The organism is Roseobacter sp. FCG-D35 (assembly GCF_033436665.1).
Taxonomy (GTDB): domain Bacteria; phylum Pseudomonadota; class Alphaproteobacteria; order Rhodobacterales; family Rhodobacteraceae; genus JAWQFO01.
In genome coordinates this window covers 159622-184491 of record NZ_JAWQFO010000006.1, presented here as the reverse complement: position 1 = coordinate 184491, position 24870 = coordinate 159622, and the positions used below count along the sequence as shown (strand labels likewise).

Sequence of the window (24870 nt, the reverse complement as noted above, 5' to 3'; positions counted from 1 at the left end):
CTTGTCCGGACCGCCGTCCCTCTGCAACCAACCTGTGATCGAGGGTCGCCATGACCACCCGTCGCGAGCTGCGTGACAAGCGTACCGATCTGGCCCTCGTCCTGGTCATCTGGATGTTCAGCGGCGCGATCCTGTGGGCGGCATGGCAGCTGCCGCCGCCCCAGTTCGATCCGCTGGGTCCGGCACGGGTACCTATGGCCATCGCCATCACGCTGATCCTGATCGGCGCGGGCATCCTGCTGTCGAATCTCCGCCCCGACCCGCCTGCGCCCGACCCGGCCGACGAGACCGGCGAACGGCCGGCGCCCCTGCAACCGCGCATCGCGCTCGCGGCCATCGCCATCACCGTGGCCTATGTGGCGGTGATGACCTTCGGCATCATCGGGTTCCGCGCCGCCACGCTGCTGTTCGTGCTCGGACTTGGCGGCGTGCTGTCGCGGTTCCGCCTGCGCTCGATGATCCCGGTGGCCATCCTCGCCGTTGCCATCAGTTTCGGGTTCTCCTGGCTTTTCGCCGAGGTCCTCTTCGTCGACCTGCCCCATCGCGGTTTCCTGGAGTAGGATCATGATCGGTGATCTCGGCTCGGCCATCCTCTACATCTTCCAGCCCTGGCCGCTGTTCTTTCTGGTGCTTGGCACCTGGCTGGGCATCTTCGTCGGGGCCGTGCCCGGGCTGACCGGCGGGATGCTGATATCCCTCGTCATCCCGCTGACCTTCTACATGGATTCCACCATGGCGCTGGTGCTGATGGTGGCGATGTACGTGGGCTCGGTCTCGGGCGGGCTGATTTCGGCCATGCTGCTGCGGATGCCCGGCACGCCATCATCGCTCATGACTACCTTCGACGGCCATCCCATGGCCGCCCGGGGCGAGGCGCAGCGCGCGCTGTCGCTCGGGATCGGGGCGTCGCTTGCGGGCGGCATGATCGCCGGGTTCTTCCTGGTCGTCCTGTCGCCACCGCTGTCCAAGTGGGCGCTGCAGTTCGGCCCGTGGGAGTACTTCACCATGGTCCTGATGGCGATCGTTCTGATCGCCACCCTGTCACAGGGATCGCTGCTCAAGGGGCTTCTGGCGGGGTTCCTCGGCATGATGTTCGCCATGCCCGGTTTCAACGACAGCGACGGACAGTTGCGCCTGACCTTCGGCTTCAGCGAGCTTTCGGCCGGTTTCCAGCTGCTGCCGATGCTTCTCGGCATCTTCGTGATGTCCCAGGTGATCAAGGACGCGCTGGAAATCGACCGCCAGCCCGAAGCGGTGAAACTGGCCGGCGCGCGGGTGCGGATCGGCTGGAAGAAATGGCGGCGGCACGCGACGAACATCGTGCGGTCATCGGTCATCGGCACATGGATCGGCATCCTGCCCGGCGTCGGCGCCTCGGTGTCGGCCATGGTGGCCTACGGCGTGGCCAAGAACGTCAGCGACACGCCGGAACGGTTCGGCACCGGCTGCGAAGAGGGCATCGTGGCGTCGGAGGCGAGCAACAACGCCAACGTGGGCGGCGCGCTGATCCCGCTGATCACCATGGGCATTCCGGGCAGCCCGATCGACGCCATCCTGCTCTCGGCGCTGATCATGCACAATATCCAGCCGGGACCGCTGCTCTTCCTGACCAACGGCGATTTCGTCTGGGCGCTGATCGCCGCCTACCTGGTAGCCAACGTGCTGATGTTCTTCACCATGAAATACTCCGTCGGCATCCTGTCGAAAGTGGTGACCGTGGATCGCGCGGTTCTTCTGCCGCTGATCTTCGTCTGTTGCGTGGTGGGCGCATTTGCCCTGTCGAACCGCATCTTCGATGTCTGGGTCGTGGTCGCCTTTGGTCTCGTGGGCTTCGTGATGGAGCGGGCGAAGGTTCCGCTCGGACCCTTCGTGATCGGCTTCGTCCTGGCGCCGCTCTTCGAGACGGAACTGCGCGCGGGGCTGCAGACCTCTGGGTCGTTCATGGGTCTTTTCAGTCGTCCCATTGCAACGGCGTTCTTCCTCGCAGCGGTCGCGATGCTGTTCTGGCCGATGATCCAGGGGTGGCGCCGACGCGACCGTGACGCGGCCGGTCTGGACACTTCGATGGATTGAAGGCCCCTGCCCGTTCTTGTCGCGTGATCTCGGCAGATCGGATTTTCGGACCTGACCACCCGGGTTTCCTAAAGGCTACTCGTACCCGCGCTTCGATTTCGCCATGTGCAGATCGAACCTGGCATCCTTCGCCTCGGCCTCGGTCTCGTACCAGTCCGTCCGCATCTGGCCGGAGCTGCCGATCCGCCCCCAGTTACGGACCAGACCCCAGTCTCCGAAGAGCCCGCGCACGATCTCGAGGCTGTAGAACCTGTAAAGGTTGGAATCGGGCTGTGTTCTGGTCAGATGCATGGTTCCTACCCCGCAAGGCACTGCTCGTGAACTGACTGGTTTCCCGTCATTCTATCCACACAAAGCGACGATGTCTGCCTGTGACGCGTGTCCCGGGAAACTTCAATGGATTTAGGCGTGAAATTGCGACTCTCGCTCCCTGTGCTGCAACGACTTCATTACGACGTCGGTCAGGGCATTCGACCATATCAGAGCGTGTTCTTGAACACGCGGCCGCCTTTCATGACCAACCTGAGGTTCGTTTCCGGTTCCCCGATGAACCCAAGATCTTCCTCGGGATCGCCATCCCAGACCAGGACATCGGCAAGTGCGCCCTCGGCGATCACGCCGAGCGCCCCGTCGTAAGGTGCGCGCGGGCCCGACAGGGACAGCAGGTCCCCCGCCGCGCCGGTGGCCATGCGAAGCGCCTCCAGCGGATCCATGAAACGGGTCAGCTTGGCAAGCTGGCGTCCTTGGCTGCGCGACCCGCCGGGGTTCATCAGGATGTCGGTCCCGAAGGCCATCTGCACGCCCTCGGCGCGCCCTTCGGTGAAGGCGCGCACCGTGCCTTCCGCGACCTCGAGCTGCTTGGCCCGCTGAACCGGGTCGGAGCGCGGGTTGGCATCGTCATCGGCGAGGAACGGCTGGATCGACCACCAGGCGCCTTCCTCCCGCATCATCCGGATCGCCTCGGTGTCGGCAAGCTGGCCGTGTTCGATGGACTTGACCCCGGCGCGCAGGCAGCGTCGGATCACGTCCGACGTGTAGACATGAGCGCAGACGTAGGTTCCCCAGTCCGCGGCGGCCCTTGCGGCTGCCTCCATCTCTTCCTCGAGGAACTGCGCCGTGTCGATGGGATCGTAAGGCGACGAGACGCCGCCACCGGCCATGATCTTGACCTGGCTCGCACCTTTCATCAGCTGCTCGCGCGTGCGTCGCAGGACCTCGGGCACCCCATCGGCGAGCGCGGCGACGCCGGTGCGTTCGGTATAGTCCTCCCGGTCACCGGGCATCCTCGGCAGGCTGTTCAGGAGGCGGAAGTCGCCGTGTCCCGAGGTCTGGGACAGCATCGCACCCGAGGGGAAGATCCGCGGCCCGCTCACGACCTCCCGGTCGATTGCCAGCTTGAGACCGAAGGCCGGGCCGCCGGTGTCGCGCACCGTGGTGAAGCCCCGCAGAAGGGTCGCGCCGGCTTCCTGACCGGCGACGAGGTGAACGAACCCGATGTCCTGCGTCAGCGCCGCAAGCTGGCTGATGTTCACAAGCGTTGCATGCCAGTGACAGTCGATCAGGCCGGGCGTCACGCTTCGACCCCCGCAGTCGATGACCTCTGCATCCTCGGGGCCCGTACCGGCGGGCAGGATCGCCGCAATGCGTCTTGCGTCGACCAGGATGTCCCGCCCGGTCTGCATTCTGGTCGTATGCCCGTCGAAAAAACGAAGATTGCGCAGAAGCGTAGGACGCCCGGGTGTCTGGCCCCGCACGTCACTCGGAGCGAGGCCGAAGCCTGCGAAGAGCCCAAGCACGGCCGCCGATCCGCCGATCATCTGTCGGCGCGTGATGTCCGCCTCGAGCCTGCGCATGGCTGCCTGGGTTTGCGGCGCGCCGCACAGGCAAGGGTTGATGGGATCGTGACCGAGCCGTCGCGCTTCATTGCAGGTCATGCACATCTCATGCCGTCCCTCATGCTGCTTGCGTCTGGGCCATCGCCGATCCGGCCGGGTCAACCTTGCCGCGAGACCGCCAACGAGACAAGACGCGACCGGTTTTGCCACTATGTGAATGACCGGCCTTTTCAGCAAAGGTTCGGCACGGGCAATCCCGGCCGCTGGCTGTCGCCGTGTCCGGCGTGTTGCGTAGCTCGGCGCGGGCGGGATCACCCGAGGCCGACTTCGATCGGCGCATGCGGCTCCACGAGTGCCGCCGCGCCATCACGTGCCGGCAAAAAATCCAACTTTTCTCGTGCCTTGACGCGCGGGATCGGGCTAGGCTTAGCAACATGAGCCGGAGATGCACGGATCGCTCTCCGGAATCGGAATGACGTCAGGATGAGTTCGAATATCGGCCGCGCCGTACCAGCCCCCGATGCCCGCAAGGGCATGGCCGCAACCGCGCGGCCACCGCATAGGTCCCGCTTAAGCGTCCGACATATGTGGCGCGGTCCTTCAGTCGACACGTGTCTTCCGACATGACCGCTTTTTCCCCCTGACATTCCAGCTTTCTTACACACACCACCAAGCCGGTCTCTTACGAGCCGGCGCACGACCAAGGACCAAGGAGACTCCGATGCCTGCCAAGAAAATTCTCATGCTGACCGGCGAATTCACCGAGGAATACGAGATATTCGTCTACCAGCAGGGCATGGAGGCCGTCGGCCATACCGTCCACGTCGTCTGCCCCAACAAGTCCGAGGGTGACCGGATCAAGACGTCTCTGCACGATTTCGAGGGCGATCAGACCTACACCGAAAAACCGGGTCATTTCGCCGAGATCAACAAGACCTTTTCTGAAGCGGAGGCCGAGCTCGACAGCTATGACGCGGTCTATGCCGCCGGCGGGCGCGGCCCCGAATACATCCGGACCGATCCGCGCATCCAGGCCATCGTCCGGCATTTCCACGAGGCAAAAAAGCCGATCTTCACCATATGCCACGGCGTGCAAATCCTGATGGCCGTTCCCGGGGTGCTGAAGGATCGCAAGGTCGCGGGCCTTGGCGCCTGCGCGCCCGAGATCGCGGCGGTCGGCGGCACCTACATCGACGTCGACCCGAAAGAGGCCTTTGTCGACGGCACGATGGTCTCGGCCAAGGGCTGGACCGGGCTTGCGGCCTTCATGCGCGAATGCCTCAAGGTGCTCGGCACCGAGATCCGCCACCCGTAAGCCCGGGTTCGACGGCTCAGGTCCGGCGGCGTTCGAACTCCGCCCAGGCGTCCTGGAAGGCGTCGAAATCGAAGCCCGGCGCGCGGGCCGCCTCGAGCACGATTTTTTCCGTCTCGAGCAGCTTGCCAATCGCTTCTTCCATCGACGCCACCGAGGCCTCCGGAATGACCAGCGCGCCATGGCGGTCGGCGTGGATCAGATCGCCGGGGGCCACGGTGAGACCCAGCACCGTCACCGGCGTGTCGATCTCGCGGACGTGCACGAAGGCATGGCTGGGCCCCGTCGAGCCGGCGATAACCGGAAAGCCCTCAGGCAGGTCGCCGAGGTCGCGCACGAGTCCGTTCGTCACCACCCCCGCGATCCCGAACCCCTTGTGGACCGTCGTGTTGATCTCGCCCCAGAAGGCGCTGACCGCCTCGGCGCCGTCAAGATCCTCGATCACGGCGACGGCGGGCTTGGGCGCCTCGGCCATGTAGCGGTAGTAATCCATGCGCCGCGCCTTGATGACGTCGGCCGCCTCGGTCGGTGGCATCGCCCCGGAAATCTTCGCCGTGCGCGCATAGCCGACCATGGCCCTGGCCGCGGGGTCGCTGCTGACCGGCGTGCCCCGGGTGAACCGGTCGAACCCGCGCTTGCCTTCGGTGACCTCGATCGCATTGCAGACCGTCGGCGTGTCGACCGACTGCAGCAGGCTCAGCAGGGATGGCGTCATCTGTCCTCCAACCAGCGCGACAGCGCTGCGTTCGTGGCTTCGGGGTTTTCGAGCGTCGGCAGGTGGCCTGCGTCCGGAATGGTCTCGCGAACGGACTGCGGCGCAAGCTCGTGCATCAGGTCGTGACGATCCGGCGGGCAAAGCCGGTCCTCGGCACCGCAAAGGATCAGCGTCTGCGCCGGCGCGTCACGCAGGACGTCCCGCGCGTCGGCCCGGTCGCGCAGCGCCAGGGCTTGCGCCTCGAACACATCCGGTCCGAGGCTTTCCGCCATGTCCATGCAGAGATCGAGCAGCGCGGGCTTGTCGGGACTGTCGACAAGGTAGGCGGGCTTGAGTTCTTCGCGCATCACCCGGCGCAGACCGCCTGCGTGAACCTCGGCGATCTGGCCCGTGCGGATGTCGTGGTTCGCGGGCGCGTCGGCCAGCGGCGTCGTGTCCATCAGCGCCAGACGTTGTATCCGCTCCGGCGCCTGGCGCAACATCTCAAGCGCCACGATGCCGCCCATCGACAGGCCCGCCACCGCCAGCAGACCTTCGGTGCCGCGCAGGATTCCCGCTGCCATGTCGGCGATGGTCGCCTGCGTCGGCACGACCACCTGCACCGGCCCGAACCGTTCGAGCAGCGGGATCTGCGGCCCGAAAAGCGCCGCGGTACACATGAACCCCGGTATCAGGATGATCGTCGTCACGACGCCCGGCGCGCCCCTTCGCTGAGTGTGGCGAGCTTGGCCCAGGCGATGTCGGGATCGACCGCGCCGAACCCCGCGAAGGTGCCGAAGCCACAGTCGGATCCGGCAATCACACGCTCGCGGCCGACGATATCCGTGAAGCGCCCGATCCGCTGCGCCACGAGGTCGGGATGCTCGACGAAGTTGGTCGTGGTGTCGACGACACCCGGTACCAGCACTTTGTGGTCCGGAATGTCACCCTTGCGGTCGCGGAACACGGTCCATTCGTGCCCGTGGCGCGGGTTCGATGTCTCGAAGAGCGTATAGGTCGCCTTGGCCGACATCAGCACGTCGAACATCTGTGCCATCGGGATGTCGCAGACATGCGGGCCTTCGTAGTTGCCCCAGCAGATATGGATGCGCACCCGCTCTTCCGGCACGTCCGACAGTGCATGGTTCAGCGCCTCGACATGGCTCGCCGCGACCTTCACGAATTCCGAGTCCGACAGGTCGGTGAAGAGCATGTGCCGCGACAGCGCGAGGTCCGGACAGTCGAGCTGCAGATCCAGCCCGGCGGCGACGATGGTGTCGTACTCGGCCTTCATCGCGTCGGCGAGTGCTGCAAGGTAGGCATCGCGGGTCTTGTAGAACTCGTTCTGCAGGAAAAGCGAGATCACCCCAGGCGAGGCGGCATTCATGAAGCCACGCTCCACCCCGTGCGCCTGCATCGCCGCCTTGAGGTTGGCGATGTCTTTTTCCAGCTCGCCCTGCCCCTTCGATCTCACCTCGCCCACGCACATCGGCCGCGCGTATTGCGGCGTGCCGCCATCCGCTGCCAGCCGTTTCAGGAAGCTCGGAAACTGCTTGAGGTCGGCGGGCGCATTGCGCGGGCTGTCGCCGTCGAAGCCGGTGTAGCGGTCCTTGACATAGGTGGCATAGCTGATCTTCGAGGTCTCGCCATCCGAGACGATGTCGATGCCCGCCCCATTCTGCTTTCGGACGGTCTCTCTCACCGCCTCAGACATGGCCGCATCGAACGCATCTGCATCGTAGGGCTCGTTGCGCTCTCGGGCGAAGATGAAGTCGACCACCTTTTGCGTGCGCGGAAGAGAGCCGACATGGGTGGTCAGGATGTCTGTCATCAGGGTCTTTCCAAAGTCTGTCAGCCGGTCCAGGTCGCACCGGCGGGATCGTCGGTCGCCACGATGTGATAAAGCGCCGCCTCGCCGGTCATGGATGGAACCGCGCCATGTTCGAGGCCGGCCGGAACCAGCACGGTATCGCCTGCGGCCACGACCGCCTCGCCGCCTTCCCAGAAGACCCGCCAGTGCCCGGCGACCGGCATCAGCACCGAGGCGCGATCGTGGCTGTGAGTGGCCTCGGAGGCCGAGGCGCGGGTCAGAAAATCGACCTCGAACCCCGGCTTGTCGCGGATGATGCCCGCCTCGCCAATCACCTTGACCGGCTTACCTGCCCCGGCCAGCGCTACCATGTCCCAGTAGCGCCGCACGTAGCCGCCGACGACCCGCTGAGGCGGCAATTCGGGAAACTCATCGAGTTCAGCATCACTCAGAAGCGGCATCGGCGCAACACCTTCGGGCAGCGACTGGCCCTTCTTGCTGTCGTAGAGCTTGCCGTTCTCGCCCAGTACCAGCCCGTGGTCCCGCGCGTCCTCGATCACTTGCGGCGCCCAGATCACCCCGCCCCCGGCATCGTCGCCGCCGAGGATCGCCATGATCATCCCGTAATCCTCGCCGATGTTCTCGAAGCCCCGGAAGATGCCGGTGGGAATGTCGATGATGTCGCCCTCTTCCAGCACCACCTCTCCGGCGTCGCCGTGACGGCCCCAGAAAAAGCGCCAGCGCCCCTTGGCGACGAAGAACACCTCGGCCGTGCGGTGCGAATGCAGCGAGTTGCGGCACTTGGGCGGCTGGCCCGCCGCGCCGATGTTGAAGCCGATCTTGTCAGTGATGTGGACGTGCTGGTCGGGGCTTTCGGAAACCCCGCCGCCGATGATGGTGAAGTTTTCCTTCTGGTTCGAGCCCGGTGTATGAGCGTCGATGAAGGCGGTCTTGCAGGGGATCAGCTCGCCGTAGCGCACGATCCGGACGCCGGTGTCTTGCGATGTCATGTCGAAGGAACCTCGGAAAGCGGGATCAGGGGATAGGGCCGTTCGGCCCGGCTGGCGTTTCGGCGCGGCATCATCCGTCCCCCACGTGCATCAGGATCTGCTTCCAGATCGCGATCTCGTCGTAGAGCGCGTATTCGCGTCGCAGCCCCCAGGGTCCGTACTCGGCGTGGCACATGCCCATCACGTGAACCCGCGCGCCCGTCGGCCGCCCGAAGCTGCCCCACCCGTCATGGGTGCCGTCGAGCGACCACCGGATCGCCGCGCGCGGCGACAGCATGTCACCGTCCATGCCGATCTGGTGGTGGATCTCGAACCTGGCCGAAGGGAAGGACGCGCGCAGCCCGAGCCAGAAGGCGCTGACCGCCTCGCGCCCGATGGCATGCTGCGCGCCGGCGTATTCGCCGATCACCGCGCGGTCGTAGTCGGCGAGGATGTGGTTGAAGTCGTGGTTCATGATGCGCGTCAGGCTGTCGGCGTAGCGCGCGCCCCATTCGTTTTCGTTGCCGCGCCCGTGATAGCCGCCGTCCACGTCGTTCTCGGGCAGGAAGGGCTTGCGCGCCTCTTCGACACCGCCTTCCGCCGCGATCATCTGCCGCGCGAAGCTGCGCGGCTTCATGCCCAGCTGCCGGACGATCCCGCCGTAGTCGCGCACCAGCCACTCGTCGTAGATCGTCTCGTCCTTCGCCGCGCAATCGGCGATCACGTGCACCACCCAGGGCTTGCCGGTGGCCTTGCCGAACTGGCCGTCGCGGGTGTGCGTGGCCCGGGTCAGAAGTCGGTGCGACGAGAGATGCCCGTGCTCGGGATCGTTCGACCAGATAACGTCCTCGGCGAACAGCTCGCGGTCCGGAAACTCGTTGATGGTCGCCATCGTGCTCGCGATGACGTCCTTGTTGCCGCGCTGGATCCCCATGGGCGAGCGCACCGGGATGTCCGGAGCGTAGTAGCGGTTCAGCGTCTCGACGCCGCGATCCTCCCAGATCTCCTTGGTGATGCCGATGATGTAGTCGGGAAAATCGGTCCAGTTCTCTGCGTAACTCATGTCGTGAAGCCTTTTGGTTTTCGGGCCGAGCCGCGCTGGATCAGCGCGCCCGGAATCTGGATGCGGCGCGGTTCGTTGTCGCCGTCGATGCGCCCGATCAGCGCGTCGACCGTCGCCTCGACCATGCGGTTGACCGGCTGGCGGATCGTGGTCAGGTCGTAGGTCGGCCAGGCGGCGTTCGGCACGTCGTCGTAACCCACGACCGACACGTCATCGGGAATGCGCAGGCCGAGCTCGAAGCGCAGCGTATCCATGACCGCCAGCGCCATGTGGTCGTTGCCGACGAACACCGCCTCGGGCCGGTCAGCCCCGGAGAAGAGCGCCCGCGCATGGCCTGCCGCCGTGTCGCGGTCGAACATGCCGTCGAGCACGGCGACCGGTTTCAGCCCGCGCTCGGTCAGCCCGTCGACGAAGCCCCGCGCGCGGTCAATGCCGGTCGATGCCCCCTGCCAGCCGGCAATATGCGCGATGCGGGTATGCCCACCGGCGGCGAGGAAATGCGCCACCGACCGGCCGCCGGCGATATTGTCCGAGGTCACCGCCGAGAGGCGCGGATCGTCCTGCCCGCGATTGAACATGACGACCGGGATGCCGGCGTTCTCGCAGCGGGTGGTCAGATCGTTCGACATCGCGACCGAGGCGGTCACGATCGCGGCGACCTGGTACGACAACAACTCGTCGATCATCTCGGCCACGCCGTCGGTGGAATTCTCGGCCATGAAAATGAGGACGTGATAGCCCTGAAGTTGCAGCGCCCGGCTGAGCCGTTCCAGCGCGATCGGGTAGAACTGGTTGTCGAGATAGGCCACCACCAGCCCGATCAGCCGGGTCTTGCCGGTGATCATCGCCCGCGCCAGCTGGTTCGGGCGATAGCCCAGTTCCTCGGCGGCGCGGCGCACCTTCTCGGCTGTCTTCTTCGACGCACTCGCGCCGGGCGTGAAGACGCGGCTGACCGCCGACTGGCTGACCCCGGCCAGCCGCGCAACCTCGAGCGATGTGACCTTCTCCGCCATCAGTCCGCCGTCCAGCCGCCGTCGACCAGCAGCGAGGTACCGGTGATCATCGCCGCGGCCTCCGAGGCAAGAAAGACCACCGGGCCCATGATGTCCTCGACCTCGCCGATGCGCCCCAGCTTGATCTTCTCCTCCACCCATTTCGCGCGCTCGGGGTCGTCGAAGGTCTGACGGGTCAGGGCGGTGCGGATGAAGGTGGGGCAGACCGTGTTGATGCGGATCCCATGCGGCCCCCACTCGATCGCCATCGCCTTCGTGAAGCCCTCGACCGCGTGTTTCGTCGCGCAATAGACCGAGCGGTCGATGCCACCGACATGCGCCATCTGGCTTGAGATATTGATCAGGCTGCCGGGCTTTCCGGACGCGATCAGCCCTTTCGCCACCGCCCGGGTCAGAAAAAACGCGCCCTTGATGTTGAGGTCCGCCACCGCGTTGAAATCGTCTTCGGCGGTGTCGATCGCCGGACCGTGCCGCGCCAGCCCCGCCGAGTTGACGAGGATGTCGAACGGCCCGTGCTCAGCCACCAGTGCCGCGGTCGCCGCGGTGTCGGCCACGTCCATCGCCAGCGCTTCCGCCGTCGATCCGGTATCTCCCAGTGCCGACGCCAGTGCCTGCAACTTGTCGGCCCGGCGCGCGGCCAGCGTGACCTCCGCTCCGGCCTCGGCCAGCGCCACCGCGCAGGCTTCCCCGATGCCCGAGGACGCGCCCGCGACCAGCGCGCGCTTGCCGTCAAGGCGGAAGGATGGCGTTTGCGGAAGGTTCATGCCGCCACCCTGCCGGTTTCGGGATCGAAGCCGGCACGCACCTTGTTGAACTCGCGCATCCGCGCCAGCGGATCGACACCGATCTGGTCGTACATGTGCATCAGGTCGACCATCACCCAGTTCTCTCGAATCCGCTCACCCTCCAGCCGCCAGAAATCGAGGCTGCGCATGGTGATGCGCTTGCCAACCGGCGGCAGGCCCAGCCAGCCCGGTCGATCAAGCGTCTGGATCATGTTGGGCCAGCCGGTGACGGCGGCGTAATCCCCGTCGCCGAAGAAATGGTACTCGATCTCGTCGACATACTGGCCCCGATCCGGCATCGCGTTCAGGAAAGGGATCTGGTGCCAGTTGCGGAACCCCGCGATGCCTCGGCCCGTGCCGATACCGCCCGGCCCGTACCAGCTCATCCGCGGATGCCAGAAGCGCTCCATCTCCATCACCTCCGGCCCGCCCTCGGACGGGTGGCGCTTCATGGCGGTCAGCATCTCGACGATGCGCTCTGCCGTTGCTTGTGAGGCCGCGGCATCGTGCGGCCCCGGCACCAGCCCGTCCTGCGAGGCCGGTCCCGGAATGAACCATTCGCGCCCGAGGCTCGGCGCGAGCGGCCAGGCCCGCGCCTGCATCATCAGAGCCGGGATGTCCCAGATCGCCTGCATCTCGGCGATGCGCCCGTCCGTGACGCGGTAGAATTCGTGGAACCGCAGGTGCGCCGCATGACCGGTGGGCGGAATGTCGAGAAACGGTGCCGCAAAGGTGCCCATATAGTCGCCACCGCACCCGATCCAGAGATCGCCCTGCTCGGTCTCGCCGCCCATGACGATGTAATCACGGCGTTCGAGATCCGGCATCGCGGCGGCAAGCGGCGCGAAGGACGCGTCCCAGAATGCCCCCGGACCTTCGAGCGTGCCGAAGGGGTGGCAGTGGCGGAAGGCTGCATCAGGGGCCGCGATCTGCCCCAGCGCACGGAGCGCGTCATCCGCGTCGAAATCGTAAAGTGCCGCGCGGAACGGCGCGAACAGCTCCTTGGCCGCGCTGACGGGATCGGTCGTCACTCGCCGGCCTCCCGGTAGGGTGCGGCCTCGCCGTAGGGCACGTTGATCCCGCCGTAGCGCCGTACGCGCACGTTGCACTGCTCGGCATGACCCACGAACCCTTCCAGCATGCACAGGCGCGAGCCGTATTCGCCGATCATCGTCGCCGCCTCGTCGGTCAGGATCTTCTGGTAGCTGTGGGTCTTGAGGAACTTGCCGACCCAGAGCCCGCCAGTATAGCGCCCGGCCTTCTTTGTGGGCAGCGTGTGGTTGGTCCCGATCACCTTGTCGCCGTTCGAGACATTCGTGCGCGGTCCGAGGAACAGCGCGCCGTAGGAATGCATGTTCTCCAGAAACCAGTCGTCGCGGTCGGTCATCACCTGCACATGCTCCGAGGCGATGTCGTTGGCGACCTCGAGCATTTCGTCGTAGGTGTCGCAGAGGTAAACCTCGCCGTATTCCTCCCAGCTGACCCGTGCGGTCTCGGCGGTCGGCAGGATCTCCAGAAGGCGTTCGATCTCTTGCAGCGTGCCTTCCGCGAGGCTGCGCGCGTTGGTGATCAGCACGCAGGGGCTGTTGTAGCCATGCTCGGCCTGCCCCAGCAAGTCGGTCGCGCACAGTTCGGCATCGGCGGCGGTCTCGTCGGCGATCACCATCGTCTCGGTCGGTCCCGCGAAAAGGTCGATCCCGACACGCCCGTAAAGCTGGCGCTTGGCCTCGGCCACAAAGGCGTTGCCTGGCCCTACGAGCAGGTGAACCGGGTCGATGGTCTCGGTCCCGAGCGCCATCGCGCCCACCGCCTGGATGCCGCCCAGCACGTAGATCTCGTGCGCGCCACCCAGATGCATCGCCGCGATCACGCCGGGGTTCGGCGCGCCCTTGAAGGGCGGCGTCGCCGCCACGATGCGCGGCACCCCGGCCACCGATGCGGTCGCTACCGACATATGCGCCGAGGCGACCATCGGGAACTTGCCCCCAGGCACGTAGCAGCCCACCGACTGCACGGGGATGTTCTTGTGCCCAAGGATCACCCCCGGCAGGGTCTCGACCTCGATGTCGCGCATCGAGTCCCGCTGCGCCTGCGCGAAGTTGCGCACCTGCTCCTGCGCGAACCGGATATCGTCGAGTTCGCGCGGCGAGAGCTTGCCGATGATCTCCTCGATCTCGCTGTCCGTCAGCCGGAAGGACGCGGGCGCGTAGTTGTCGAACTTCTCCGACAGTTCGCGCACAGCCGCGTCACCGCGCGCCTCGATGTCCTTGAGCGTCGCCTCGACCGTGGCGCGCACCTTTGCGTCGTCCTCGGCGCGCGCGCTTGCGGTCTTGCCCGACTTCAACGTGGTGATCGTCATGATGAACCCTTTCGAAAACCCGGCTCAGGCGAAGCTGAGCGACGGCATGGCCGAGGCCCCGCCCTTGTGCTCCCAACCTTGCCCGGCAAAGACGTCGTGTCCGACCTGCGCCAGCACCGCGGCAAGGTCGCAGCTCACCCGGTTCTCGGCGATCTTGCCGTCGCGGATGCGCCAGAAGTCGATGTAGGGAATGCGGACGCGCTTGCCGGTCGCCGGCACGCCCATCAACGCACCGCCGTGGACCGCCTCGCAATGGCCGAAGCAGGCCGCCCAGTCGCCGTCCTCCATGAAATGCTCGGTCACGAAGTGGCAGTCGTGGAATGCCTCTCGGAAGGGGATGTGCCAGGCCCGGTCGAACTCGGCGAGTCCGTGCTTGGTGCCGCAGCCGTAGCTGCCGACCCATTTGAAATCGTCGTGGAAATAGGGCGAGAGGTCGTCGTCGTTGCGTTCGAGGGCAGCCTCCATGGCCTTGACGATCTCGAGGGGGGATTTGGTCATGTCGAAGTGTCCTGTCTGGGCGCAAGGACCGGTCGCGGCCTGCGCTGGAATGAATGTCTTGTGTCGTTCAAAGACGACAGATGTCAGTCGGCGGATGCCCGAGCGATCAGGAAATCCCGCGGCAACCGGTTCAGCGCCGGATGGCGACTGCGCGTCATCCCCTGCCCGACGCCCTCGGAAAGAACGGCATCCCGCATGGTTCAGGTCAGCCGTTCGCCGCTGTCGGCATCGAAGACGTGACAGGCTTCGGGCGGGATCTCGACCGCGATGGCGTCGCCGATCTCGGCGCGGTAGTCCTTTGCGGCCCGGATCGATGCAATCGCCCCGCCGAGGCGCAGCGCCACGAGGGTCGCATCTCCCAAAAGCTCAAGCGCATAAAGCGGCGCCCGGGTCTCGGACTGGTCGACAATCTGTGCGTCCTCGGCCCGGAAGCCCAGCGTGACGCGGCCGCGCAGCTGCGGGTCGAGCCCCGCGATCCGCGTGTTCTCGCCGGTGAAGACCCCCTCTGCGATCTCGCCCTCGAGCAGGTTCATCGCGGGACTGCCGATGAAGCTTGCCACGAAGGTGTTCGCCGGCCGGTCGTATATCTCGGTCGGGGTGCCGACCTGCTGGACCACGCCGCCGTTCATCACCACGACCCGGTCCGCAAGCGTCATCGCCTCGATCTGGTCGTGGGTCACGTAGACCGTGGTCACCTGCAACTCGTGGCTTAGGTTCTTGATCTGGTGGCGCGTCGATACCCGCAACTTGGCATCGAGGTTCGACAGCGGTTCGTCCATCAGGAACACGTTGGGCTGCCGCACGATGGCGCGGGCCAGCGCCACGCGCTGGCGCTGGCCGCCCGACAGCTCTGCCGGCCGGCGGTGCATGAAATCGGTCAGCTCGACCATCTCGGCGGCCCGCCTGACCCGTTCGTCATGCGTCGACGGGTCGGTCTTGCGCACCTTCAGCGGGAAGCGGATGTTCTCGTAGACGTCGAGGTTGGGATAAAGCGCGTAGCTCTGGAACACCATCGCCACGTCGCGATCCTTGGGATCGAGGTCGTTCACAACCTTGCCGTCGATCAGGATCTCGCCCTCGGTCACATCCTCGAGTCCCGCGATCATCCGCATCGTGGTGGTCTTGCCGCAGCCTGACGGCCCGAGAAGCACGAGGAATTCGCGGTCCGCGATCGTCAGGTCGAAGTTCTGCACCCCGACGAACGAGCCCCATCGCTTGGAGATGTTGTTCAGCTGGATTTCGGCCATGCCTCGCCCCGTTGCAAACGTGTTCAATAAATGTGCGCGCGAATCGCAAATTTGGCAAGGCAAAGTTTCACGCAGAGCGCTTGAAGCGGCGGAGATGAGCTTAATTGCCGCATTTTAGGAAGAAAAATCGTTAAATCTGGCGCTCAAGGATTCTCTTGCGAAATCGATCCCTGTTGCGCTAGCATTGAAAACGAATGCACTGGCGAGGATCGGACCTTGCGTCATCTGCGCGACCTCGGGCGGCCATTGCCGGTGCCAACAGTGGAGGAAGACACCAGATGAAGATCTCACGGACCCTAGCGGCAAGCGCGGCCGCGGCACTGATGGCCACGGCCGCCTTCGCCGAATGCGACATCGAGAACGGCCGGGTAAACATTCTCGCCAACGACTTCCCGGCGCTGCGAGCGATCACCGAAACGGCGGCGGAATGCGCCGGCGACGGCGTCACGGTCGAGGCCAACCACAACAAGGATTTCCGCACCTTCCACGTGCAGGCGCTGACGCCGAACCCGGCAGAGTACACGTCGGTGATCGTCGCCAACTCGTCGATCGTGCCGCTGATGAACGAGGGCCTGCTGCGCCCGCTCGACGATCTTGTCGAGAAGTACGGCCAGGACCTCGCCAGGAACCAGCTGATCACCATCAACGGTCAGGTCATGGCCATCGCCTTCATGGCCAACGCCCAACACCTGTTCGTGCGCCAGGATATCCTCGACGAGGTCGGCAAGCCGGTGCCCACGACCTGGGAGGAAGTGGTCGAGACCGGTCAGGCGATCAAGGACGCCGGGATCATGGATCACCCCTTCGCCTTCCTGTCGATGTCCGACTGGAACCTCGGCGAGGAATTCGTGAACATGTACCTCGGCCACGGCGGCGAGTTCTTCAAGCCCGGCACCGCCGAGCCGTCGATCAACAACGAGACCGGCGTCGCCACGCTCAACATGATGAAAGAGCTGGTCAGCCTCTCCAACCCCGACTTCCTGACCTACAACACCGCGACCGTGGTGCCGATTTGGAAATCTGGCAACCTCGCCATCGCCCAGCTCTGGGGATCGAGCGGCGGTGAACTGGTCGGCGGCGAAGGATCCGAGCCGGGCGTGGCCGAGAACACCGTGCTTGCCGCAGCGCCTTCGGTCGGTGGCGGCTCGACTCCCTCCTCCACGCTGTGGTGGGACGGCTTCACGATCGCCAAGAACGTCTCTGACGAGGACGCCGAGGCGACCTTCAAGGCGATGGTCCACGGCATCTCGGACAAGATGGTCGAGGCCAACAACGACGCCGCGGTCTGGCTGATGGAAAGCTACAAGCCAGGTCCGGCGGCGGTCGGCGTGGCGGCGACAGCACAGGCCGGGGCCAAGCCCTACCCGATGCTGCCCTACATGGGCCTGCTGCATCAGGCATTCCAGGAAGAGCTGCCCGACTTCCTGCAGGGCAGCGAGAGCGCAGAACAGACGCTGCAGGACATCGAGGCCGCCTACACCACGGCCGCCAGGGAAGCGGGCTTCCTCTGAGCCGACAGATCCGGGGCCGGTCCGCCGGCCCCGGGATTTCGAACTTCCGACGACTTCACTCTGACACGGGGCGCGGGGCGCGTGAAACACAAGGCATTCCTCTGGTTCATCCTGCCGTCGCTGGCGGCGATGATCCTCTTCATCGCGCTGCCGATCGTCTCGGTCACGATCCAGTCCCTCTTCGTCGAGCACGAACAGGTGATGGTCGAGGTCGAGAATTGCGGCCCCTTCACCTGCGAGAAAGTTCTGCAGGTCGACCGGGCCGCCACCGAGGCGATCCGCGAGGAGGCGCCTCTGGGCCGCTTCAACGGGCTTGGAACCTACACCAACCGCAAGCACCTTGCCTTCGAGGAGGTCGGCGCGGCCTGGAACACCACGGAAAGCTGGGGTGCCTTCCTGGGCGAACTGCTGAACCTGCCGTTCTACAAGGCGCTGATCTTCACCCTGACTTACACCGCCGTCGTCACGCCCTTCGTCATCGTGTTGGGCCTTGCCGTGGCGCTTGCCGTCAACGGCATCCCGCGGGCCGTGAAGGGGCCGACCATCTTCGTGTCGCTGCTGCCGATGATCGTGACGCCGCTGATCGGCGCGCTGATCCTGTTCTGGATGGTCGATGCCGACGGCATCATCGGGGCGACGCTGCAACGCATCTTCGACGACCCCAACCTGTCGCTGAAGGCCTCGACGCCGCTGACCTGGACGATGCTGATCGTCTACGGTATCTGGAGCTCGATCCCGTTCAGCTTCATCGTCTTCTACGCCGGCCTGCAAACCGTGCCCAGCGAGACTCTGGAGGCCGCCAAGATCGACGGCGCCAGCCGCTGGCAGGCAGTGCGCTACGTCGTCGTGCCCTACATGATGCCGCTGGTGGTCTTCATCACGCTGATGCAGCTGATGGACAACTTCCGCGTCTTCGAGCCCATCGTCAGTTTCTCGGCCTCGGCCAAGGCGACGTCGCTCTCCTATATCATCTTCAACGACCTGCGCGGCGGTGACGTCCAGCTTTTCGGCTCGGCCGCCGCGACATCGATGCTGACGATCCTCGGCATCATCCTGCTTCTGACGCCCGTGCTGTTCCGCACCTGGGCCGACTTCAACCGCAAGAGGGTCTGAGAATGGCCAAGAGCATCAACAAGCGCTCGCCCGCGCTGACCTGGTTCATGACGAGCTTTGTCGTCCTGTGGGTCCTGATCGCCGCCGGGCCGTTCCTCTGGACCGTCTGGGGTTCGTTCAAGGTGCAGGCCGATTTCTTCTCGAAATCGGACTGGCGCAACGCGATCTACGGCGTGCAGACCCTTGCCGAGACCGGCGGGCGCTTTACCGGCGACGGCTACTACGGTGCCTGGGTTCAGCAGGAATTCTGGCGCAACACGCTCAACACTTCGATCGTGGTGTTCTTCACCGTGCTGATCTCGCTGACCCTTGGCACCCTTGGGGGCTACGCGCTGGCCCGCTCGGGCTACCGCTATTCCTTCTGGCTTCTGATGGCGGCGCTGGTGTTCCGCGCGATGCCGCATATCACGCTGGTCTCAGGCTATCTTCTGCCCTTCTTCGAATGGAACGTCTGGGGCCATCTCGCCACGACGATCATCGTGCTGGTGGCGATCAACCAGCCCTTCACGCTGTGGATGTTGCATTCGTTCTTCCTCAACATTCCCAAGGACATGGACGAAAGCGCGATGGTCGACGGCTGTACCCGCTTCCAGGCCTTCCGCCACGTGATCATCCCGGTGATGTGGCCGGGCGTGATCACCACCGGGCTTTTCAGCTTCCTGCTGGCTTACAACGACTTCGCCGTGACCTCGATGCTGCTCAATGCCGAGAACCAGACCATGATACCGCGCATCGCGAGCTTCCTCGGGACGGTGCGCGAGACCGGCGACGTGATGTTCGCCGTGGCCGCCGTGGTCAGCGCGATTATCCCGCTCTTCTTCCTCATCCTCTTCTTCCAGCGACAGATCGTCAGCGGACTGACCGCGGGAGCCGTGAAAGGATAAATCCATGAGTTTCAAACACCCCGAGCCCCGCGCCTCCCACCACCCGGCGCGGGCCCTCACCCGTGCGCACATGCCGACCGGGTTCGACATCTCCCTTGCCGACTACACGGACGGCCGCACCGTGCGCATTCCGGACGACTTCGGGCCCGCGCAGAAGCTCGAAGGGTTCGACCCGGAGTATCGCAACATCGTCGATTACATCGTGCGCATAACCTACAAGATCTGGGAGACGGACAAGGCCGGCGTGGAATATATCCTCGATTGCTACGCGCCTGACAGCCTGGTCTTCGACGACTACGGGTTGCAGCGCGGCAACGAACGCATCGTCGGAGACACCCACCACACCACCGGCGCGTTCGAGGACATCATCCTCGACGCCGAAGAGGTGATCTGGGCCGGTGACGACACGGTCGGGTTCCACACCTCGCACCGGACCCGCATCCTCGGCACCAACACCGGCGACAGTCGCTACGGCCCGGCCACCGGGGCCAAGGTGGATGTGCTCGTCATTGCCAACTGCGTGGCGCTCGGCAACGACATCTTCCTCGAGCATGTGCTCTACAACACCTCCGCGATGCTGATGCAGCTCGGGCTCGATCCCTGGGCGGAGGCCGAGCGCCTCGCCGCCGACCCGCAATCCGGCTGGCCGCGCACGGCCGAGGTCTGGGACGCATTGCGCGAAGGCGCACGGCCCGCCAAGCCCTTGTCAGAGGCCGAACCGGTGAACGGTTTCGATCCCGACAGTTTTGCCCGCGCGGTTCACGACGACATCTGGAACGGCGACGGCGCCCGGATCGACACCGACTACGCCGAGGACCTGCCCTTCGAAGGCACCTCGACGCGGGCGTTCACCGGGCGCGACGCCTATCGCGCCTACGTGGCCGAATTGCGCGCCGCCTTTCCGGACCTCGCGTTGCAGGTCGACGAGGTCTACTGGATGGGCAACGAGACCGATGGCTACCTCGTCTCGACCCGCTGGAGCGCCGAGGCCACTCACTCCGGCGGCACGCTCTACCGCGAACCCACCGGTGCGCACTGCCAGATCTGGGGCATCACGCAATGGGAGGTCCGCGACGGCCGCGTGATGCGCGAGTGGCAGCTTTTCAACGAGTTCGACCTGATGATGCAGATCGCCAAGGCCCGACATGACGCAAACTGACTTCCAGGCCGAGAAAAAGATCGTTCTCGACTACACCCGGGCGCTCGACGCCGCCACGCCCGAAGCCGTCGCAGATACATTGACGGCACACACCACCCCCGGATTTCGCTGGCGCGGCGTGCATCCCTTCAACGAATTGCCTGATGCCGCTTCGATCGCCGACCGCCTATGGAGCCCTCTCAAGGAGGCGATCGGCCCGTGGCAGCGTCGCCCGGATGTCTTCTTCGCGGGGCAGAACATCCTCGACGACGCGGGCGGGGTCTGGGTCGTCGAGATGGGTCACCTCATGGGCCTGTGGGAACGGCCCTTCCTCGACCTCCCCCCGACGCGCAAGATCGCCTTTCTGCGCTACGCCGAGTTCCATCGCGTCGAAGATGGCCGGATCGCAGAGACCGTGAGCTACCTCGACCTGCTGCACCTGATCCACCAGGCCGGGCTGCGACCCTTCCCCGGCCAGACCGGGGCCGACATCCTGACGCCCGGTCCGCGCACCCACGACGGGTTGCTCCATGATCCGCAGGACCCGGAGGACGGCCACGTAACGATGCAGCTCATCATGGACATGGTCGAAGAGTTGCGCAGCGCCGGGGTCAGCTCACCCGCCGATCATATCGACCGGTTCTGGACACCCGACATGTGCTGGTTCGGCCCCGCCGGCATCGGCGCCAGCGCCTTCCGCGACGGCTACCGGCGCGGCCACACCGGCCCCTTCGAGGCGGGACTCGAATTCGTGCGGTCCGATGGCCACGGGGCCGAACTGGCCGAAGGCCGCTACGGCGGGTTTTTTGGCTACCCGTCGATCACGATGCGACCCACGGGGGGCTTCATGGGCATGCCCGCGAACGACACCGAGGCCGAGATGCGCATCGTCGACATCTACCGCCGCGACGGCGACAAGCTGGCCGAGAACTGGATCTTCATCGACATGCTGCATTTCTTCGCAATGCAGGGGCTCGACGTATTGGAACGCCTCAAGAAACACCCACGAACATGACCGACCTGCAATCCGCCAAGGCGCTCGTCCGAGAGTTTCACGCAGCACTCGACCGCGACCCGGCCCACGCGATGCGCGACTTCTGCGCCCCCGACGCGCTCTGGCGCGGCTTTCATCCCTTCAACGAGATCCGCAAACCAGCCGCAGTAGCCGACACCTTCTGGATTCCGCTGCAAACCTCCCTGACCCATCTGCAACGGCGCATGGACGTGTTCATGGCCGGCGACAACGGCCTTGCCGACGGCGGCACCTGGGTCTCGTCGATGGGTCACCTGATCGGCCTTTTCGACGCGCCATTGCTCGGCATTCCGCCAACGGGCAAGATCGCCATGCTGCGCTATGCCGAGTTCCTGCGGGTGGAAGCAGGCCGGATCACCGACACGGCGATGTTCTTCGACCTGCCGCACCTGATGCTGCAGGCCGGAGTGAACCCGTTTCCGCCCCAGACTGGCGCACATCTGGTGCAGCCCGGTCCCGCGACCCATGACGGTCTGATGTACGTTCCGCAGGACCCTGCCGAGGGTCAGCGCACGCTCGACGCCATCGAGCGCATGATCGGCGACCTCCGGACCTGGAAAGACCGGACGGAAGGCGGATTGCTCGAAGAATTGCCGCGCTCGTGGCACGACGACATGATCTGGTGGGGCCCGGCCGGGATCGGCGCGACCTACACCATCGAACGCTACGCGCGCCAGCATGCCGGGCCGTTCCGCCAGGGCTTTGCCGATCGCAGCTTCAACGGCCACGTCGCCCGCATCGCCGAAGGCCATTACGGCGGGTTCTTTGGCTGGCCGAACCTGACCCTGCGCCCCTCGGGCGGGTTCATGGGCATGCCGGGATCGGAACAACCCTCGGACATGCGCGTGATCGACATCTACCGGCGGGACGGCGACAGGCTGGCCGAGAACTGGATCTTCATCGACATGCTGCATTACCTTTTGGGACAGGGTCTCGACGTGCTGGCACGGCTCGACCCCATTCCTTGACGCGCAACATCGGCGCTCAGCTTGCGGCGACCGTTTCCGGGTCGACCAGCATCCAGGCGCTGAGCGCGCTTGCCGCCGACAGCGCCGCCCCGGCCCAGGCCGCGGCGGCGAACCCCGCGGTAAGGCTGTCCGCCGAGCCGATCAGAACCACGCCCAGCAAAGCGGTCGCAATCAGCCCCGCGATCCGCGAGATCGCGTTGTTGACGCCCGAGGCGACGCCCGAATACCTGTCTCCCGCGCTGGCCAGCACCGCCGAGGTCAGCGGTGCGACGCAGGCGGCCATCCCCAGCGCCAGGACGCTTAACGCGGGCAGGATGTCGCGCCAGTAGTTCACGTCCTCCGCCGGAACCCGCGTGAAGAGCAAAAATCCGCAACCGACCAGCAGCGAGCCCACGGTCAGGATGCGGCGGGTGCCGACGCGGTCGGTCACGACGCCTCCCACCGCTCGCGACAGCAGCCCCAGGATCAGCGGGAACGGCAGGATGGCGGCCCCTGCAGCCGTCGCGCCGTAGCCGAGATCGCGGATCAGCACGTAAGGAAGCAGGACCAGCAGGCCACCGAGGGCCATGTAGAGAAACAGCGTCAGCAGCGAGAGTCCCGAGAAGGTGGCGCTGCCGAAGAGCCGCAGCGGCGTCATCGCGGCATCGCCCTTGCGATATTCGACCGCGAGAAAGGCCGCCACCAGCACGACGCCGCAGGCCCCGGCCGCCATCACGGCGGGGGTGGCCCCACGCTCGGGCAGGGCGATCAGCGCCCAGATCAGCGCCAGTAGCCCTGCCCCGATCAGTCCCGCCCCCAGCCAGTCGAGCGGCGCGCGATCGTCGCGCGCGGCGCGGCTTTCCCGGACCGAGCGGCGGGCCACCCACAGCGCATAAAGCGACAGCGGCATCACCGCCGCGAAGGCCCATCGCCACCCCGCGACGTCGACGATGAGCCCGCCGACAAGCGGTGCCGCTGCCCCCGCGGCGGCCCCGGCCGCGGCCCAGGTGCCGATGGCCTGCCCGCGCGCGCGGCCCGTGAAGCCGTCGGCGATGATCGCAAGCGATGTCGGCGCGACCATTGCCGCGCCGATCCCTTCCAGCGCGCGCCCGATCATCAGGACCGGAAAGCTCCAGGCCACGGCGCACAGAAGGCAGGCAGCGGTGAACACGACCAGACCCGCCTCGAACACCCGCTTGCGCCCGTAGTGATCGCCCGCGGCCCCGCCGATCAGCACCAGCGCACCAAGCGGCAGCAGATAGGCGTTCACGATCCATTGCGCGCCCGTCGCGCCTGTTCCGAATTCATCCTGCATCGCCGGCAGGGCGACGTTGATGATCGAACCGACCACGAAGGCCAGGCTCGACCCGAGGATCGTCGCGACCAGCGTGCCGCGCTGGTCCGGGCAGCCGGCATCCTGCGCGTCGCGTCCGCCGCGGCGGTCCGGACAGGGCATCGGCAGGGCGTTCGACATCGGCTTTTTCCTTCGGTTCTGCGCGACTATCTTGCGCGGTAGCGCGGCACGACCAGCCCCGTGCCCGCTCAGAGCGCGTCGAGCCGGCGCGCTGTCTGCGGCATCCGCGCAAGGCTCGCGGCGATGCGCGTCCGCCAGGCGGGCCCGCTCTCCAGCGCCGTCTGGTAAGCGTCGGCCAGTTCGACGGGGCGCTCCTCGGCCAGCACCTCGACGAGAAAGGCCGCCTGCGCACGGTCCTTGGCGGCCTTGCCCGAGTCCGGTCCGTCGCGCCTGCGGTCGGCCACGATCAGCTTGTGAATGGCAAAGCGTTCGGGCCGCGGCACCTGCACCAGCGATCCGTAGCGGTAGAGGAACGGAACCTGGATCGGTTCGGCGATCAGGTAGTTTAGGTGATGCAACCCTTGCGCGCTGACGCCCAGGGCCTCCAGCGTCCGCAGCCCCTCGTCGCCGCTGAAGGACGGGGTCAGGAACTCTACCATGGTCTGCCGGTCAGTCTGCCGCCAGCGCCAGACGTGGCGCCGGTCGAGCGACGGCACGGGATCGAATTTGAGATCGCCGAAGACCTGCGCCAGCGGCGTGTCGACGCGGTCCTCGATGACCAGCGACAGGCGCTCGAAGCTGGCGATGTCGATATCGTCGGTCTGCGCCGCCGCGTCGAAGCCGATCCGCACGCCAAGCTCGCCCTCGTAACACAGGAAGGCGGTCGTGCCGACAAGCGTCCCGCCCAGCCGGAAAACCCCGGTCTTCGCCATTGCCGAGACGATCTGCCCGGTGTTGACGTCCGACATCCGGAACCCTTCGGCGCGCAGGATCCGCATCAGCCGCGCGCGTGTGCGTTCGCGGGTCTTTTCCTCCGCCGCCAGCTTCCGGTGACGTGCCAGCCGCGCGCGCAGCTCATCGCTGTCCTCGCCGATGTAGCGATCGACCGTCCGGCTGCCGAGCCGGTAGTGATCGTACCAATACTGCCGCGCCCCGACCGTCTTTTTCTTCGGCGTCCCGATCAGACCGGAGAGCGCGCTGTCCTTGAGCGTGCGCAACAGATCGATCCACGCGCTGCGGCCCACCGCGCTGAGGGTTTCCATCGCGTCTGCC

At 65.8% G+C, this 24870-nt stretch carries 24 protein-coding genes; 9 read left to right on the top strand and 15 right to left on the bottom strand.

Annotation, left to right across the window (positions count from 1 at the left end; translation table 11 throughout):
• Nucleotides 1-50: 50 nt before the first annotated feature.
• Nucleotides 51-560 carry a tripartite tricarboxylate transporter TctB family protein gene (locus R5H30_RS15170; protein WP_318329346.1) on the top strand — a complete coding sequence of 170 codons (510 nt, stop codon included), beginning with the start codon at nucleotides 51-53 and terminating at the stop codon, nucleotides 558-560.
• A 4-nt stretch (nucleotides 561-564) separates the two neighbouring features.
• The gene (locus tag R5H30_RS15165) at nucleotides 565-2073 is read left to right on the top strand and encodes a tripartite tricarboxylate transporter permease (protein WP_318329345.1); all 1509 of its coding nucleotides are present in this window, start codon (nucleotides 565-567) and stop codon (nucleotides 2071-2073) included.
• Between the two features lie 75 nt (nucleotides 2074-2148).
• Here R5H30_RS15165 and R5H30_RS15160 read toward each other — a convergent pair whose 3' ends face one another.
• A complete protein-coding gene (locus tag R5H30_RS15160; protein WP_318329343.1) occupies nucleotides 2149-2364 on the bottom strand; it encodes a WGR domain-containing protein in 216 nt (71 codons plus the stop codon).
• Nucleotides 2365-2552: 188 nt separating this feature from the next.
• The gene (locus R5H30_RS15155) at nucleotides 2553-4007 is read right to left on the bottom strand and encodes a metal-dependent hydrolase family protein (RefSeq protein ID WP_318329341.1); all 1455 of its coding nucleotides are present in this window, start codon (nucleotides 4005-4007) and stop codon (nucleotides 2553-2555) included.
• 622 nt (nucleotides 4008-4629) lie between these two features.
• Here R5H30_RS15155 and R5H30_RS15150 point away from each other — a divergent pair.
• Entirely contained in the window at nucleotides 4630-5223 is a 594-nt protein-coding gene (locus R5H30_RS15150) for a DJ-1/PfpI family protein (RefSeq protein WP_318329340.1), read from the top strand.
• A gap of 16 nt (nucleotides 5224-5239) precedes the next feature.
• Here the strand turns inward: R5H30_RS15150 and R5H30_RS15145 are convergent, their stop codons facing one another.
• The 11 genes from R5H30_RS15145 to R5H30_RS15095 all read right to left on the bottom strand — a co-directional run bounded on the left by R5H30_RS15145 (nucleotide 5240) and on the right by R5H30_RS15095 (nucleotide 15678).
• A complete protein-coding gene (locus R5H30_RS15145) occupies nucleotides 5240-5935 on the bottom strand; it encodes an RraA family protein (RefSeq protein ID WP_318329339.1) in 696 nt (231 codons plus the stop codon).
• Nucleotides 5932-6624: an alpha/beta fold hydrolase gene (locus tag R5H30_RS15140; protein WP_318329338.1), complete on the bottom strand. Its 693-nt coding sequence runs from the start codon at nucleotides 6622-6624 to the stop codon at nucleotides 5932-5934. Before R5H30_RS15140 ends, R5H30_RS15145 begins: the two co-directional genes overlap by 4 nt.
• Nucleotides 6621-7745 (bottom strand): cobalamin-independent methionine synthase II family protein, encoded by a 1125-nt coding sequence (locus tag R5H30_RS15135; RefSeq protein WP_318329336.1) that lies wholly within the window; start codon nucleotides 7743-7745, stop codon nucleotides 6621-6623. The genes R5H30_RS15140 and R5H30_RS15135 overlap by 4 nt, the downstream gene beginning before the upstream one ends.
• Before the next feature lie 20 nt (nucleotides 7746-7765).
• Nucleotides 7766-8734: a cupin domain-containing protein gene (locus tag R5H30_RS15130; protein ID WP_318329335.1), complete on the bottom strand. Its 969-nt coding sequence runs from the start codon at nucleotides 8732-8734 to the stop codon at nucleotides 7766-7768.
• Between the two features lie 70 nt (nucleotides 8735-8804).
• Nucleotides 8805-9776 carry a nuclear transport factor 2 family protein gene (locus R5H30_RS15125; RefSeq protein ID WP_318329333.1) on the bottom strand — a complete coding sequence of 324 codons (972 nt, stop codon included), beginning with the start codon at nucleotides 9774-9776 and terminating at the stop codon, nucleotides 8805-8807.
• Nucleotides 9773-10792 carry a LacI family DNA-binding transcriptional regulator gene (locus R5H30_RS15120; protein ID WP_318329456.1) on the bottom strand — a complete coding sequence of 340 codons (1020 nt, stop codon included), beginning with the start codon at nucleotides 10790-10792 and terminating at the stop codon, nucleotides 9773-9775. Before R5H30_RS15120 ends, R5H30_RS15125 begins: the two co-directional genes overlap by 4 nt.
• A complete protein-coding gene (locus R5H30_RS15115; RefSeq protein WP_318329332.1) occupies nucleotides 10789-11553 on the bottom strand; it encodes an SDR family NAD(P)-dependent oxidoreductase in 765 nt (254 codons plus the stop codon). The genes R5H30_RS15120 and R5H30_RS15115 overlap by 4 nt, the downstream gene beginning before the upstream one ends.
• Nucleotides 11550-12605, bottom strand: coding sequence for an ester cyclase (locus tag R5H30_RS15110; RefSeq protein ID WP_318329331.1), 1056 nt, complete (start codon nucleotides 12603-12605; stop codon nucleotides 11550-11552). The genes R5H30_RS15115 and R5H30_RS15110 overlap by 4 nt, the downstream gene beginning before the upstream one ends.
• Nucleotides 12602-13933, bottom strand: a complete 1332-nt coding sequence (hisD, locus tag R5H30_RS15105) for a histidinol dehydrogenase (RefSeq protein ID WP_318329330.1) — start codon at nucleotides 13931-13933, stop codon at nucleotides 12602-12604. Before hisD ends, R5H30_RS15110 begins: the two co-directional genes overlap by 4 nt.
• Before the next feature lie 24 nt (nucleotides 13934-13957).
• On the bottom strand, nucleotides 13958-14431 hold the full coding sequence (locus R5H30_RS15100; protein WP_318329329.1) for an ester cyclase: 474 nt from the start codon (nucleotides 14429-14431) through the stop codon (nucleotides 13958-13960).
• A 200-nt stretch (nucleotides 14432-14631) separates the two neighbouring features.
• Nucleotides 14632-15678, bottom strand: coding sequence for an ABC transporter ATP-binding protein (locus R5H30_RS15095; protein WP_318329328.1), 1047 nt, complete (start codon nucleotides 15676-15678; stop codon nucleotides 14632-14634).
• A 278-nt stretch (nucleotides 15679-15956) separates the two neighbouring features.
• Between R5H30_RS15095 and R5H30_RS15090 the strand changes: the two genes are divergently transcribed.
• The 6 genes from R5H30_RS15090 (at nucleotide 15957) to R5H30_RS15065 (ending at nucleotide 22325) form a co-directional block, all read left to right on the top strand.
• Nucleotides 15957-17189 carry an ABC transporter substrate-binding protein gene (locus R5H30_RS15090; protein ID WP_318329327.1) on the top strand — a complete coding sequence of 411 codons (1233 nt, stop codon included), beginning with the start codon at nucleotides 15957-15959 and terminating at the stop codon, nucleotides 17187-17189.
• A gap of 81 nt (nucleotides 17190-17270) precedes the next feature.
• Nucleotides 17271-18302: a carbohydrate ABC transporter permease gene (locus R5H30_RS15085; protein WP_318329326.1), complete on the top strand. Its 1032-nt coding sequence runs from the start codon at nucleotides 17271-17273 to the stop codon at nucleotides 18300-18302.
• 2 nt (nucleotides 18303-18304) lie between these two features.
• Entirely contained in the window at nucleotides 18305-19186 is an 882-nt protein-coding gene (locus R5H30_RS15080) for a carbohydrate ABC transporter permease (protein WP_318329325.1), read from the top strand.
• 4 nt (nucleotides 19187-19190) lie between these two features.
• On the top strand, nucleotides 19191-20345 hold the full coding sequence (locus tag R5H30_RS15075) for a nuclear transport factor 2 family protein (RefSeq protein ID WP_318329324.1): 1155 nt from the start codon (nucleotides 19191-19193) through the stop codon (nucleotides 20343-20345).
• Nucleotides 20332-21339: a nuclear transport factor 2 family protein gene (locus R5H30_RS15070; protein WP_318329323.1), complete on the top strand. Its 1008-nt coding sequence runs from the start codon at nucleotides 20332-20334 to the stop codon at nucleotides 21337-21339. The genes R5H30_RS15075 and R5H30_RS15070 overlap by 14 nt, the downstream gene beginning before the upstream one ends.
• Nucleotides 21336-22325 carry a nuclear transport factor 2 family protein gene (locus R5H30_RS15065; RefSeq protein ID WP_318329322.1) on the top strand — a complete coding sequence of 330 codons (990 nt, stop codon included), beginning with the start codon at nucleotides 21336-21338 and terminating at the stop codon, nucleotides 22323-22325. Before R5H30_RS15070 ends, R5H30_RS15065 begins: the two co-directional genes overlap by 4 nt.
• 16 nt (nucleotides 22326-22341) lie before the next feature.
• On the opposite strand, the gene R5H30_RS15060 is transcribed toward R5H30_RS15065, so the two are convergent.
• Together R5H30_RS15060 and R5H30_RS15055 are read right to left on the bottom strand one after the other, a co-directional pair.
• Nucleotides 22342-23778 (bottom strand): MFS transporter, encoded by a 1437-nt coding sequence (locus tag R5H30_RS15060; RefSeq protein WP_318329321.1) that lies wholly within the window; start codon nucleotides 23776-23778, stop codon nucleotides 22342-22344.
• A 68-nt stretch (nucleotides 23779-23846) separates the two neighbouring features.
• Complete coding sequence (locus R5H30_RS15055; RefSeq protein WP_318329320.1) at nucleotides 23847-24860, bottom strand: nucleotidyltransferase family protein; 1014 nt, start codon at nucleotides 24858-24860, stop codon at nucleotides 23847-23849.
• Between the last annotated feature and the right edge of the window lie 10 nt (nucleotides 24861-24870).